Raw genomic sequence first — 14,623 nt, forward strand, 5'->3', positions numbered from 1 at the left:
TCTATTTGTTATTACTTAATTAACATAAATTCGATATAAACTATATTTGCTATAGGTCATGTCGAATTTAGTTATATTTAATCTAGATCCCGTACAAATGCTTCGCATTTTACGCGATAACGTTCGCTTAGCGACATAAAAGATCCTGCGTCTCTTTTATGTCGAAATTACGTTAATTACCAGCCGTACTTTGAATTGAACTCCAATCCTTTATATTTGCTCCTTGTTTAAGCTCTGCAGGCAAATTATTTAAAGCTTTCTCTGCGTCTTCTTTACTTGAGTAACTGCCATATAAACCTTTGTAATAGTCTCTGCCATCACGTTGGTATTTAATTTCTGCCATACGATCATTTTTGGGTGCTAAATATAATTTTTTAGCAACTTGAGCGGGCTTTTCTTCATCAGCTATTTCAATTGTGTAGCCTTGAGGATTTTGACTAGTCACCCAACTTCGATCACGGTCTTTTGCTCTTGTGGGTGAATGGTAAGCACCAACATGATAAGATTCAGGTACTTTTACTTCATGGCCAGAATACATATTAGCCGCATTAATATCGTTAATATCATTATATTCTGTATAGTTAACGCCTTGTGAATATACTTGAGAGTAATACTTCATATCATTATATCCGGAAGTATATGCAGGCGGATATGGTGTATCTGTTATTCGTACACAAGATGCTAGCATACTGAGAATAATATAAAGAACTAAACGAGAATTCATAGCCTGTTTCTCCCTTTATCTGGATGGGGTATACCCTAGACTTTCCTTATTCTTATATCTGCTTAATTAAAAAAAACTTTAATAGATTGTAAGTCAAAGAAAGTTCACTTAAAGTTAATTTATTTATTAAATTTAATTATCTATGTGGACTCATCGCCGTTCTGGCCAAATTAATCAACGCGGTATCAATGATCATCGTGATCCATATGAAAGAGACAGAACTCGAGTAATTCATTGTCATGCCTTTCGCCGATTGCAACGCAAAACGCAGATTCTAGGTACAGATGAAGGTGACTTTCATCGTACCCGCCTTACCCATTCATTAGAAGTAGCGTCTATTGGTCGAAGTATGGTACGTAATCTTATAATGAATCATCACATATTAGGCCTACCTGATTTATTTCCTAATGATGATTTAATTAGTGTTATTTGTTTATTGCATGATATTGGTCACCCGCCTTTTGGCCATGGTGGTGAAGTGGCTTTAAATTTTATGATGCGCAATCATGGCGGTTTTGAAGGCAATGGCCAAACTTTAAGGCTACTAACTAAAGTTGAAGATTCCTATGGCCCTTTTGGATTAGATTTAACAAGACGTTCTCTACTTGGAATTTTAAAGTATCCTGTTGCTTACAGCAAAGTACAGGCTCTTAACTCTCCTCCCGCACAATTTTCTTTAAATAAAACGATTCGCATTAATGATTGGTTACCGCCTAAAGGTTATTTTGATGCTGACCAAACTGAAATTGATTGGTTATTATCTGTTTTAAGTGCTAAAGATAGAGAGCTATTCCAATCGCTGGCTAAAAAGCCAGAAGCAAGTAGCCATGGAGAATCTGCTTTTTGTTCATTTGATTGCTCAATTATGAATATTGCTGATGATATTGCTTATGGCGTTCATGACTTAGAAGATGCCATTCATTTAGGGTTAATTAATCGCTCACAATTAGACAATGAAGAATTTCGTGCCCTAGTGCAACAGACGCCGCTTAATATTCTTGGTGATAATCTTTTAAATACGTTATTTGCTGTTGAAGCTTATAAACGTAAACAAACTATTGGTGAAATAGTTAATTATTTTATTACCGCTACTACCGTTAAAATTACGCATATCGGCTTTGAAAATGTATTATTGAAATACAATGTTGTATTACAACCAGAAGCAACAGATTTATTAAATTATTTAAGACAATGTATTTATCAACATGTAATTGACTCGCAGGAGGCGCGTATCTTTGAATATGGCGGCCAGACAGTAGTACTTCGTTTATTTGAAGCAATTAGTTCAAATCCTAGTGCTCTCTTGGATCATAAAAATAGAAAGCTATATCAAGATGCACCAGATGAAAAGGCAGCACTTCGAATCGTATGTGATTATATTGCGAATATGACGGATGAATATGCTCATCGTATGCATGAGCGGCTTTTTGGTTTTAATACAAGAGTCATCTTTGAGCGACTATAGATAGGTTTAAGTAAAGTTTATGCGCCGAAATGGCCCATTGGTTTCTCATTATAAAGTATTAACAATATTTATTAATTTTTCCTGATTTTCTTCGTTTTTTCCATCATTTTATTTAGCTCTCTTTACATAATTTCTGGAGGGTGGGCAACTTTAACTCTGTTTTGCGCAAAAAAAGCAAATGCTTGTTGAGCTTTTTTAAGTTGCAATAGTATTTAAAGTTCTTTCATACCCCTCATTAACCATTGCAGAATAAGTCATCCTAACTGCTTGAACAAACCAATTTCCTGCAGCCCTTACACAGAAATCACCTTGTACTAGCTGTGAATAAACTTCCCTGAAAGTCATTTTAGACATAATAAATGCTCGGGATCTTTGATTATACTCATTCATCTTAATAATGAAATTTAATAAAGGCTCTTTTTCTTTAGGATACTATTAATATACAAAGCAATTTTTAAATTGCCTAAGTGATTATGATGTACAATCCAACTCTCTCCTACAATAGCTTTTATTAATTAACTATTATTTATTACACGCGCTTTCCAATATACAGCGCCAATTACTCTTATTTTTTTAGGATGGCTTGATAGCAGGACAATATCCCAATCTTCTACAGGAATAGATTTTGCATCGGTCACTAATACGATAGATTATCATCAATCATAAAATGCATTTAAAAATTAATGATATACAACGAGAAAAGAAACCTATGATAAATCACAGGCTTAATTTGGCGTCCCCAAGGGGATTCGAACCCCTGTTACCGCCGTGAAAGGGCGATGTCCTAGGCCTCTAGACGATGGGGACCTAAAACTATTAAATCTAAAAAAACTTACCTACGCCAAAGTGGCGTCCCCAAGGGGATTCGAACCCCTGTTACCGCCGTGAAAGGGCGATGTCCTAGGCCTCTAGACGATGGGGACCTAAGTTTTCCCACCAAAAACTAACGTTAATGGTGGTGGAGCTAGGCGGGATCGAACCGCCGACCTCTTGCATGCCATGCAAGCGCTCTCCCAGCTGAGCTATAGCCCCAAAAGTGATTGGCAGTTTAATGAGGCTCTCACAGACTGTCAAGAAATTTTTGAAAAATCTTATTGATAATAACGCATTGTAAAGACAAACCTAAATTGAATTTATACTTATAGGAATTTAAAGTACCATAAATCCATTGTTAATACTTAGCTTAAGGCTAATAGCTAGCTGACCAAATTTTGGTCAGTAAATAATCAGTCTATTCTGCTCTAGCCTGTTTATTTTTTATCGACTTATTATGTTTTTTCCATTCTTTATCTTTTGCGAATACAAAATTAGCAGCCTCTTCAATAAAAAATGCAACATCACTAATATTTGCCCATACACAATAGTCGTTTATTTTATTAAAAATCTCACCATTAATTTCCACTTTAATTTTTTCTTTTTTTTGTAAACGAGCTTTATCAATAATAGGCATATTTAATCCTCCATAATTGATCAATAAACTCAAAAAATGTTAACAAAAAATTTAAAAATTGCAAATTGTGGCATAAGTTCTTTAAAATTATATTTTTAAACATATTTGACAAAAAGTAAAAAGAAATAGACGATTAACTTAGTGAAATTGTTTAAGAAAAGAAATTATTATATTGCGTAGTTTTTAATTAGCTAAAGATCTTTTTTAAAAAAATTCTTTCAATTAAAATACTCTTTTGTAGTTTGTTATAATAAAAAAACATGAATTCTTTTTGTCCTTGTGGATCATTATATCCTTATCTAGATTGCTGTGGCCTTTATATTGAACAAGGCCAGTCAGCACCTACTCCAGAAAAATTGATGCGGTCTCGCTATACAGCCTATACTAGAGCAAATATTGCTTATATTAAGGCAACTATGCATGGAAAACCTTTAATAAATTTTGATGATGTGGAGGCTGAAAATTGGGCTAAACATGTTAAATGGGCTGGTTTAGAAATTATTAACACTTACCCTGAAGTCAAGCAGGATGATTGCAAGTTTGTCGAATTTATAGCGTCTTATGAGTCAGAGGGCAAAATGCAATCTATTCATGAAAAAAGTGAATTTCGTAAATTTAACAATAAATGGTTTTATACTGATTCTTTAAAACCAAACAAATTAAAAAAAGCTGCTATTTCTCGTAATAAACCTTGTCCTTGTGGAAGTAATAAAAAATATAAAAACTGCCATGGGCGTACAAGTTAGTTTTATTATTTAATAAAAAAAGCAAAATGGTAGTTATATAGTTTTACAAAAGTACCATCCGACTCAAATTGAGTTAATAGTGCATTTATTTTATCTAAATTATTTTTATTATCAACGCGACTTAAGATACCAATTCCGCTAGCGAAATTGATTGAGGTATTAATAAGCTTTATATAATCTGGGTAGCGATGCATTAGATACATGGCCGTGTAATTATTCATAAAAATTGCATCAACTTTTCCATTATACAATGCGTCAAATAACTCCATTTGATCATGATACTCTGCAATTGTCATATTGAAAGTAGCATTTTGCATCAAATACGTACCATATCCACGCCCAGCTAAAACGCCAACTTTTTTATTTGCTAAAGAACTTAGATCAATTAGTTTTGTATTTGATTTTAGTGTTACGAAAGTACCTGCACTTAATAAATAAGGCATACTAAATAGTAAATTAGGATTATCTAAAGGAGTAATAACAATGCCACTGACAGCATAATCAATATTATTATTAATCAGCTCTGTTAATAAAGTATCATAATCTTTAAAAGCAATAAATTTACACTCCCAATCTAATCTATTACAAATATTTGTCATTAGCTCAATATCAAAACCCGCAGCCACAAGGTGTTGACCATTAGTCACAAATGGAGGATCAAACTGTAATGTCCCTATATTAACTACAGCAAAAGCCGTAGCGCTATAAGTAATAATATAAAAAAATATACTGCAAAGTAATTTTTTTATCATAAGAAATTTTGTGGTTTATTTTTCTTTAACTATAGCTAATTTTCTGTAAATTAACGTGAATTCGCTATAAATATCTCTTTGTAAGACGTTATTTTTGCTACACTTAAATCTTATTTACAGGGAGTTTTTATGCAAAAAACTATTTTTGGTTTTAGTTTATTAACTTTAATATCTGTAAGTCATAGCTCTATTAATCCTAGTGATTTAATTAAAGTTAATAAAGAAAGTAATCCGCAATGCGTGGAATACTACAATTATAAAGGCGATACTTACTGTAGTACTAAACGATTACAAACTAATGGTGCCAGCATTACAGAGGCTATTAGAAATAGCGAAAAACAAAATATAGTTTTTGATAATAGAGTTTGGCAAGCAGCATGGGGAAAACAAGATAACACGATAACCACCATTGAGTATTTACCTGCAGGCGACAACATTGATGACTGGAAAGAGCTTATTACTACCCAATTTATACCAAATGGGCAAAAACCAATCACGCCTAAAGATTATTTAGAACTTATTTTAAATAACTTTAAACAAGCTGGATTAAATCCTAAGATTACTATTTGGGAACAGACACCTAAGCAAATTATTTTTGAATTTCAAGTAACAAGCCCTACTAACTTACAGCAAGATGAATTACAGAAAATTACTGAAACACCTAAAGGACTCTATTTATTACACTATGTCATGAAACAGTCAGATATGGGTCAAGATCATCGTCAAGGCTGGCTAAATAATCTTAAAGCGAGTAGTATTAAATAACGTGAGTTCGATATAAAAGAGATGAAGGCTCTTTTGTGGCAGTAAACGAACGTTATCCGTAAAATGCGAAGCATTGATACGGGATCCAGATTAAACATAACTAAATAGGATTATGTATTTGTGTTAACTTAGTTACTCCTGCTTCCTATTAAACATATTCATACTTTTCTAAGGCTTAATTAAACCTTCTCTCCAATTTAATTAGGCCTATTTATTTTAAGCCTTATTTTAAAAAGAATTTTTCGACTATCTACAAGTTATCCACAAGTTTTTTACAGGAAAAACACAATATATAGTTTATTAAACTTAAAAATAACGCTATATATTGTGTTTGTGCTATACTTAAGTTATGATTTCTTCATTAAATAGAATGGAGAACGTATGTCAGAGCAATCGGTAGATACTATGCCTTATATTAATCAAATAGAGCTAACTACAAATGCGCCAGGTGTACTTAAAGTAATTAAGCGCAATGGCAAAGTAGTTAGTTATGATGATAGTAAAATCAAAGTAGCCATTACCAAGGCATTTATTGCTGAAGAAGGCAATAATGCAGTAGCCTCTAATCGCATTCATCAACAAATTGAAGAAATTACAGAGCAAGTTACGGCAGCGCTCAAACGACGCCAGCCTGCAGGTGGAACAATTCATATTGAAGATATACAAGATCAAGTTGAATTAGCATTAATGCGCAACCACCACTATAAAGTGGCTCGCTCCTATGTACTTTATCGAGAAGAACATCGTAAAGCACGCGAAGCTGCAAAACAACAACAAGCTAAAGATAGTAAAGTTCCACTAATTATCATGCCTGATGGTGAAGCTAGGCCATTAGATATGGCTCGAGTAAACACTATTGTAGAAGAAGCTTGCCGCGATCTTGAGAATGTTAATCCTGAGCCTGTTGTTAAAGACGCGCTACGCAATCTTTATAATCAAGCGAAACTAGAGGATGTACATCGCGCCCTTATTATGGCAGCACGTACTTTAGTAGAAAAAGAGCCAAATTATACGTATGTTTCAGCACGTTTATTACTTGATAGCCTACGTAGTGAAGCCTTAAATAAACTCGATATTCAGGCTGAGGCTACCTTTGACGAAATGGCTAAGCTCTATCCTTCTTATTTCAAAGCGTTTATAGAGCAAGGCATTAAGCAAGGAATACTTGATAGCAAATTAGGTGAATTTAATTTAGATAAATTGGCTCAGGCTTTATTGCCACAACGAGATATGCAGTTTACTTATCTAAGTTTGCAAACACTCTATGATCGTTATTTTATTCATGAAAATGGCGTACGTTATGAATTACCGCAAGCTTTCTTTATGCGAGTGGCTATGGGACTTGCTATTCGCGAGCAAGACAGGGAAGAAAAAGCAATCGAATTTTACTTATTGCTATCTTCATTTGATTACATGTCTTCTACACCTACCCTTTTTAATGCAGGTACAGTTAGACCACAATTATCAAGTTGCTATTTAACAACTGTTCCTGATCATTTAGACGGTATTTATAGCGCTATTAAAGATAATGCTCTATTGTCCAAATTCGCTGGCGGTTTAGGTAACGATTGGACGCCAGTGCGTGCCATGGGTTCACATATTAAAGGCACCAATGGTAAATCCCAAGGTGTTGTACCTTTCTTAAATGTAGTTAACTCTACAGCCGTTGCAGTTAATCAAGGCGGTAAGCGTAAAGGTGCTGTATGTGCATATCTTGAGTGCTGGCATCGTGATATTGAAGAATTTTTGGAACTGCGTAAAAACACAGGTGACGATAGACGTCGTACGCATGATATGAATACAGCGGTTTGGATTCCTGACTTATTTATGAAACGTGTTCATGAAGAAGGTCAATGGACACTTTTCTCACCTGACGAAGCACCTGATTTACATGAGGTTTATGGTCAAGCTTTTGAAGCAGCTTATATTAGAGCGGAAGCAAAAGCAGCACGTGGTGAAATTAAAAATGCTAAAACAATTGCAGCGGTAACATTATGGCGTAAGATGCTATCGATGTTATTTGAAACTGGCCATCCATGGCTTACTTTCAAAGATCCATGTAATTTACGCTCGCCGCAACAGCATATTGGTGTTGTTCATAGCTCAAATCTTTGTACAGAGATTACTTTAAATACCTCGGCTAATGAAATTGCAGTGTGTAATTTAGGTAGCTTAAACTTACCAGCACATTTAACAGATGGTAAAATTGATGAGGAAAAGTTAAAACGTACCATTAAAACAGCAATCCGAATGCTTGATAACGTGATTGATATCAATTTTTATTCTGTTCCACAAGCACGTAATTCTAATTTAAAACATCGGCCAATTGGCTTAGGGTTAATGGGATTTCAAGACGCACTCTATGAATTGAAACTTAATTATACCTCCGAAGAAGCAGTAGAATTTGCTGATGTTTCTATGGAAATGATTAGCTATTACGCAATAGAAGCGTCTTGTGAACTCGCGCAAGAACGCGGTAGTTATTCAAGTTATGAAGGCTCGTTATGGAGTAAAGGTATTCTACCAATTGATTCTATTAATTTATTACAACAATCGCGTGATAAATATTTAGAACAAGATAGATCGCAACGAATGGATTGGGAAAGCTTAAGAATTAAAGTTCGCACCCAAGGTATGCGTAACTCTAATGTGATGGCCATTGCACCTACAGCAACTATTTCTAATATCTGTGGTGTGTCACAATCGATTGAGCCAACTTACCAAAACTTATATGTCAAATCTAACCTTTCAGGCGAATTTACTGTTATTAATCCTTATTTAGTTGCTGAGTTAAAAGCATTAAACTTATGGGATGAAGTCATGGTTAATGACTTAAAATACTTCAATGGTAGCGTTCAGCCTATTAATCGAATTCCAACAGAACTTAAAGCACGTTATGCTACCGCTTTTGAAGTTGATCCAATGTGGTTAATTGAAGCTGCATCAAGACGACAAAAATGGATTGATCAGGCACAATCATTAAATATCTATATGGCTAAACCATCCGGTAAAAAGCTTGATCAACTATATAAGCAGGCATGGTTACGCGGCTTAAAAACAACTTATTACTTACGTAGTTTAGGTGCTAGTAATGCTGAAAAATCAACTATTCATGATGGCGCTTTAAATGCAGTGAAGATCGAAGAACCTAAAGTGTGTTCAATCCTCGATCCAGACTGCGAAGCTTGCCAATAGGAGGAAAATAAATGGCAGAGTTACAGAGTGAACCAACTATGGCTACAGAAAATGTATTACATGCCACAGGTCTTGAGCCCTTAGAAATGGGCGCAGATCGTATTCAAGTAGATGATAAGCAAATTATCAACTGCCGAGCTGACTTAAATCAGCTCGTTCCTTTTAAATATACTTGGGCATGGGATAAATACTTAACCGCTTGTGCAAATCATTGGATGCCAAATGAGATTAACATGAGTCCTGATGTTGCATTATGGAAAGATCCAAATGGCTTAACAGAAGATGAGCGGTTAATCATTCTTCGTAATTTAGGTTTTTTCTCAACCGCAGATTCATTAGTTGCTAACAATTTAGTCTTAGCAGTGTATCGTCATATTACCAATCCAGAATGCCGACAATATTTATTAAGACAGGCATTTGAAGAAGCTCTTCATACCCATGCTTATCAATATATTATTGAAAGTTTAGGTTTAAATGAAGCCGCTGTATTTAATATGTATCGGGAAATTCCTTCAGTAGCTAAGAAAGCAGCGTGGGCACTTCCATTTACTCAAAGTTTAAGCGATCCTAACTTTCATACCGGTACACCGGAAAATGATCAACGCTTATTACGCGATTTAATTGCTTTTTATGTAGTCTTTGAAGGTATTTTCTTTTATGTAGGCTTTACACAAATTCTTTCAATGGGTCGCCGTAATAAGATGGTTGGGACATCAGAACAGTTCCAATATATTTTACGTGATGAATCTATGCATATGAATTTTGGTATTGATGTCATTAACCAAATTAAAATTGAAAATCCTCATTTATGGACACCTGAATTTAAAGAAGAAATTATTCAACTAATAAAAGAAGGTGTTGAGCTTGAATATACTTATGCTAAAGATACTATGCCTCATGGTATTTTAGGTATGAATGCCGATATGTTTGAAGAGTACCTTCAGTTTATAGCCAATCGACGTTTAAACCAAATTGGCTTACCTGAACAATATCCAGGCGCGGAGAATCCATTCCCTTGGATGAGTGAAATTATGGATTTAAAGAAAGAGAAAAACTTTTTTGAAACGCGCGTTATTGAGTATCAAGCTGGTGGAACATTAAGCTGGGATGATGAGTAAATATGTATAGAGCAAGCTGCTATTAATAGCAGCTTGCTCTATAACGTTATCTAATAATTTTAGAAAAACTACCACTAAAAAAAGCAACGAATACTATGCAAGAAATTACTATTTACTATAATCCACTTTGTTCAAAATCGAGGAAAGCCTTAGAAATATTAGAAGATAAAGGTTTTAAGCCTACTGTTGTTGAATATCTAAAAACACCACTTACGTTTAATCAATTAAAGAGTTTGCGTTCATATTTTAAACTTGAAGATTTTGTACGAACCACAGATAAATCCTTTAAAGAGTTGGGACTATCATTAAATGAAGAAGACAAAATACTACAGGCAATGGAAGAAGAGCCTGCATTAATGCAACGTCCTATTGTTACCTTTAAAGGTAAAGCAGTTATTGGACGACCACCTGAAAAAGTTTTAGAATTATTTGATTAAACCGTACTTATTTATGCTCTATATTCTACCCTATTCCTACGCAGGAGCTAGAGACGTAATTAGCTCTAGAATTGCGTAACTAAAAAACATAGGTTGGGCTAAACTCAGTGCAACCCAACAAATGATGCAGCATCTACGTACCTTCTGACTAAAATTGTTGGGCTGCGCTAGGCTTAGCCCAACCTGCATTTGCTTTTTTATTTATCGAAAGCTTAAATTTTAAAAAGTTAATTAAAAATAAAATAAGTAGCCTGGGTGCAACGAAGTGAAACCCGGGTTCCGGCCCTATGGGCCTGCACCCAGGCTACTTAATCGCTATCAGCTAAACGACGTACAACCCAATAAATCAGGAATATACTATACGTCTTATGACGAAAAATGTTGGATTGCGCTAGGCTTAGCCCAACCTACCTTCACCGTCTTTGCAATAGAGTTTCCAAAGAAGTCTAATATTTTTCTTGACTTTGTATATGCCAAGCTTAGGATAAACATCAAAATTAACCGAGAGTTAATTTTTATTAAATAAAAATATGTCTAGGGAGAAATCTATGGCAAAAGTACTTTGTGTCCTTTATGAAGATCCAGTTAATGGTTACCCTACCACCTATCCTCGTGATGATTTACCCTTTATAACACACTACCCTGATGGTAGCTTAGTGCCTAATCCAAGTCACATAGATTTTAAGCCAGGTACACTTTTAGGCAGTGTTTCAGGTGAATTAGGATTACGTAAATTCCTTGAAGAACACGGTCATACTTTAATTGTTACTAGTGATAAGGAAGGTCCTAATTCAACTTTTGAAAAGGAACTGCCCGATGCTGACATTGTTATTTCACAACCCTTCTGGCCTGCTTATTTAACTGCTAAACGACTAGAAACAGCTAAAAATCTTAAGTTAATTATTACAGCTGGTATTGGATCTGATCATACTGACTTACAAGCAGCAATGGCTAAAGGCATAACCGTTACTGAAGTTACTTATTCAAATAGTATTAGTGTAGCTGAACATGTTGTTATGGTTATTCTAACACTTGTTAGAAACTACATTCCTTCTTATCAGTGGGCTGTCAATGGCGGCTGGAATATTGCTGACTGCGTATCTCGTTCTTATGATGTTGAAGGTATGGTTATTGGTTCAGTGGGCGCCGGCCGTATTGGAACCGCCGTTATGAAGCGGCTTAAAGGATTCGATGTTAAAATGCATTATACCGATAAACATCGATTACCACTTGAAAAAGAACAAGAGTTAGGCCTTGTTTATCATGCTGATTTACAAACAATGCTACCACTTTGTGATGTAGTTACTATCAATATTCCCCTTCACGCTGAAACAGAACATTTATTTAATGAAGCCTTAATTCAGAAGATGAAGCGCGGTGTCTATTTAATTAACACAGCTCGCGGTAAAATTTGTGATGCTGCAGCAATTGAACAAGCTGTTAAAGAGGGGCATATTGCAGGCTATGCTGGAGATGTTTGGTTCCCACAGCCAGCTCCTTTTAATCATCCATGGCGTTATATGCCAAACCATGGCATGACGCCACATATCTCAGGAACTTCGTTGTCAGCACAAGCTCGCTATGCAGCAGGAACTCGAGAGATACTAGAATGCTGGTTTAGCAATCGACCTATTCGCCATGACTATTTAGTAGTTAATGCAGGTAGACTGGCTGGTATCGGCGCACATTCTTATACGGCAGGTAAAGTCACAGTTGGTGTTGAATAGAAAATTTATCTAGGCAATGCCGAGAGGTATTGTTACGTGAATAAGTTTGAAAGCTAATTATAATAAAAATGTGTCTATATTATCACTTAAAAATTCGTTGTTATCCCCGAGTAGTCGGGGATCTATCCCTCAATTAATATCAAGGCTAATTTCCCAATGGATTCCCGCCTACGCGGGAAATACATGCATTAGCTATACAATAAAATCATGCCAAGATAAAAATTATACTAACATTTAAAGAATATAATATGCACCAATAGCCATGGTGCGATTATGAGGTATATCATAAAAATCAATATTCAAATTTGCTGAATAATTACGCATTAAGAATTCAAAAATTTTCTCTTGAAAATGAAACATTAGTGTACGTTTCTTTTTGGAGGCAAAAATATTTGGAACTTCAACAATGAAAGTAGCAATATCAACATTAATTAAAAAGGGTAAAACTCGCCTAATATTGGCATGATTCAGTGCTGCTGGAATTGATATGTTGTCCATAAACCCATAGTGTAAAACTAATTTGCAAACTTTGTCATTAAGGCAGTTAACTTCATAGCGCCTACTATAATGCACATAAGGGATATTTTCTACCGTATAACTTACAATAAGTACATGTTCTGGCATTGCATGACTAAGCTTTAAGAAATGGAGAAAGCTACCGCCACTTTTATCATAGATATCAGTAATAAAAATGGAAGTAACCCCACTTAATTGATGTAGTTTCCTATAATTTAATTGCTTAAGTATTTTAGATAAATCTTCTTTCTTATGATAAACATTGTTTCTTAAATACTCTAAACCATTAGTCCAGGTATACATAATAAAGCCTATTACTAAGGCAAAAGAGACCGGAACCCAGCCCCCAGTTAAAAATTTATGTAAATTAGCGCCTAAGTAAGATAAATCAATGAAAACAAATACACTAAAAATGAGAAGAACTTTAGGCCAAGACCAATTCCAAATGTGCAAAGCTGTATAACCAACCATTAAACTAATTAACAACATGTCTAAGTTAACAGCGATACCATAGGCATGAGCTAAGTTACTTGAACTTCTAAAAGTTAATAGTAGAAAAAAGGTACCCACTGCTAAGATAAAATTAATTTGAGGTACATAAATTTGTCCCTGATATTCCTTAGAAGTATGAACAATCTGAATACGTGGGCAAAAGCCAAGCAATACGGCTTGCCTGGCAAGTGAAAAAGTTGCTGTGATTACCGCTTGTGAGGCAATGATTGTTGCTAAGGTTGCAATCACTAAAAGGGGAATACCAAACCAAGTAGGTGCAATCATAAAAAAAGGATTACTAATAGCCTTAGGATTTGTTAGTAAATAAGCGCCTTGACCAAAATAATTTAAAATTAAACTAGGAAACACGACACTAAACCAACTTATACGAATCGAATTTTTACCAAAATGACCAATATCAGCATATAAAGCTTCTCCTCCCGTTACGACTAAGAAAACCCCGCCTAATAAAAAATAACCCTGCCAACCTGAGCTCTTTAAAAAGTGAATGGCGTAATAAGGGTTAATTGCGCGTAACACACTAGGATTTTGAATGATTTGGGAAATGCCTAAACTAGCAATGGTAATAAACCAAATAAAAATAATAGGCCCGAATATTGCGCCTATCTTACCTGTACCTTTTTCTTGAACAAGAAATAACACAAAAAGAATAGAAAATGAGATAGGTAATATATAACTATCAAGTTCAGGCGCAAAAGTTTTTAAACCTTCCACAGCCGACATAACCGAAATAGCAGGTGTTAGCATACCATCGCCTAAAAGTAAGCCAGCACCAAAAATAGCTAATAAATAAAAAAATTTTTCGTGTTTAGTACTTTTCTGTTTTAAAAGAGCAAGTAAAGCCAGTATACCACCTTCGCCATTATTATCTGCCCGAAAAACAACAGTTAAGTATTTAATCGAAATAATGATAACCAATGACCAAAAAATTAGGGATAAGATTCCTAAAACGTCAACTACATTGACTGGTAGGCCGCCTATCGACTCACGCAATGCGTATAGAGGACTTGTACCTATATCACCATAGACAACCCCTAATGCAGCAATAGTTGAGCCTAAAGTAACGTCCCTTTTTTTATCCGTATTTTTCATATTTAATTAATTTATATCCCTAATGCTGCAATATTTAAAAAGCTAAATAAATATAACTATAGTAGAGTATTACTTAATTATGATGTTTATTAAAGGGGTGTGGTTTATTATTATTTCGGCTTA

Annotated in this window: 13 protein-coding genes and 3 tRNA genes; 8 read left to right on the forward strand and 8 right to left on the reverse strand. The window is 34.8% G+C overall.

Annotation, left to right across the window (positions count from 1 at the left end; genetic code table 11):
- Positions 1-172: 172 nt before the first annotated feature.
- The gene (locus DYH30_RS09845; protein WP_115331497.1) at positions 173-724 is read right to left on the reverse strand and encodes an SPOR domain-containing protein; all 552 of its coding nucleotides are present in this window, start codon (positions 722-724) and stop codon (positions 173-175) included.
- A 142-nt stretch (positions 725-866) separates the two neighbouring features.
- Between DYH30_RS09845 and DYH30_RS09850 the strand changes: the two genes are divergently transcribed.
- Complete coding sequence (locus DYH30_RS09850) at positions 867-2,189, forward strand: anti-phage deoxyguanosine triphosphatase (RefSeq protein ID WP_115331498.1); 1,323 nt, start codon at positions 867-869, stop codon at positions 2,187-2,189.
- 195 nt (positions 2,190-2,384) lie between these two features.
- Here DYH30_RS09850 and DYH30_RS17970 read toward each other — a convergent pair whose 3' ends face one another.
- From DYH30_RS17970 to DYH30_RS09875, 5 genes are all read right to left on the reverse strand, one after another.
- Positions 2,385-2,543, reverse strand: a complete 159-nt coding sequence (locus tag DYH30_RS17970) for a hypothetical protein (RefSeq protein ID WP_160116192.1) — start codon at positions 2,541-2,543, stop codon at positions 2,385-2,387.
- A gap of 377 nt (positions 2,544-2,920) precedes the next feature.
- Positions 2,921-2,996: transfer RNA gene (locus DYH30_RS09860), tRNA-Glu, on the reverse strand.
- Between the two features lie 40 nt (positions 2,997-3,036).
- A tRNA-Glu gene (locus DYH30_RS09865) sits at positions 3,037-3,112 on the reverse strand.
- Between the two features lie 33 nt (positions 3,113-3,145).
- Positions 3,146-3,221, reverse strand: a tRNA-Ala gene (locus DYH30_RS09870).
- A 199-nt stretch (positions 3,222-3,420) separates the two neighbouring features.
- Positions 3,421-3,639 carry a hypothetical protein gene (locus tag DYH30_RS09875; protein WP_115331500.1) on the reverse strand — a complete coding sequence of 73 codons (219 nt, stop codon included), beginning with the start codon at positions 3,637-3,639 and terminating at the stop codon, positions 3,421-3,423.
- A 260-nt stretch (positions 3,640-3,899) separates the two neighbouring features.
- Between DYH30_RS09875 and DYH30_RS09880 the strand changes: the two genes are divergently transcribed.
- Positions 3,900-4,385: a YchJ family protein gene (locus tag DYH30_RS09880; protein ID WP_115331501.1), complete on the forward strand. Its 486-nt coding sequence runs from the start codon at positions 3,900-3,902 to the stop codon at positions 4,383-4,385.
- A 5-nt stretch (positions 4,386-4,390) separates the two neighbouring features.
- Here DYH30_RS09880 and DYH30_RS09885 read toward each other — a convergent pair whose 3' ends face one another.
- The gene (locus DYH30_RS09885) at positions 4,391-5,137 is read right to left on the reverse strand and encodes a transporter substrate-binding domain-containing protein (RefSeq protein WP_115331502.1); all 747 of its coding nucleotides are present in this window, start codon (positions 5,135-5,137) and stop codon (positions 4,391-4,393) included.
- Positions 5,138-5,266: 129 nt separating this feature from the next.
- Between DYH30_RS09885 and DYH30_RS09890 the strand changes: the two genes are divergently transcribed.
- The 6 genes from DYH30_RS09890 to DYH30_RS09910 all read left to right on the forward strand — a co-directional run bounded on the left by DYH30_RS09890 (position 5,267) and on the right by DYH30_RS09910 (position 12,379).
- The gene (locus DYH30_RS09890) at positions 5,267-5,902 is read left to right on the forward strand and encodes a hypothetical protein (RefSeq protein WP_115331503.1); all 636 of its coding nucleotides are present in this window, start codon (positions 5,267-5,269) and stop codon (positions 5,900-5,902) included.
- 405 nt (positions 5,903-6,307) lie between these two features.
- Complete coding sequence (locus DYH30_RS09895; RefSeq protein ID WP_423202815.1) at positions 6,308-9,097, forward strand: ribonucleoside-diphosphate reductase subunit alpha; 2,790 nt, start codon at positions 6,308-6,310, stop codon at positions 9,095-9,097.
- An 11-nt stretch (positions 9,098-9,108) separates the two neighbouring features.
- On the forward strand, positions 9,109-10,215 hold the full coding sequence (locus tag DYH30_RS09900; protein WP_115331505.1) for a ribonucleotide-diphosphate reductase subunit beta: 1,107 nt from the start codon (positions 9,109-9,111) through the stop codon (positions 10,213-10,215).
- A 95-nt stretch (positions 10,216-10,310) separates the two neighbouring features.
- Positions 10,311-10,652, forward strand: coding sequence for an arsenate reductase (glutaredoxin) (gene arsC, locus DYH30_RS09905; protein WP_115331506.1), 342 nt, complete (start codon positions 10,311-10,313; stop codon positions 10,650-10,652).
- A 265-nt stretch (positions 10,653-10,917) separates the two neighbouring features.
- Positions 10,918-11,178, forward strand: coding sequence for a hypothetical protein (locus DYH30_RS17845; RefSeq protein ID WP_131740619.1), 261 nt, complete (start codon positions 10,918-10,920; stop codon positions 11,176-11,178).
- Positions 11,179-11,200: 22 nt separating this feature from the next.
- Positions 11,201-12,379 carry an NAD-dependent formate dehydrogenase gene (locus tag DYH30_RS09910; RefSeq protein ID WP_115331507.1) on the forward strand — a complete coding sequence of 393 codons (1,179 nt, stop codon included), beginning with the start codon at positions 11,201-11,203 and terminating at the stop codon, positions 12,377-12,379.
- A 234-nt stretch (positions 12,380-12,613) separates the two neighbouring features.
- On the opposite strand, the gene DYH30_RS09915 is transcribed toward DYH30_RS09910, so the two are convergent.
- Entirely contained in the window at positions 12,614-14,500 is a 1,887-nt protein-coding gene (locus tag DYH30_RS09915; RefSeq protein WP_115331508.1) for a potassium transporter Kup, read from the reverse strand.
- Between the last annotated feature and the right edge of the window lie 123 nt (positions 14,501-14,623).

The organism is Legionella busanensis (genome assembly GCF_900461525.1).
Taxonomy (GTDB): Bacteria; Pseudomonadota; Gammaproteobacteria; order Legionellales; family Legionellaceae; genus Legionella_C; species Legionella_C busanensis.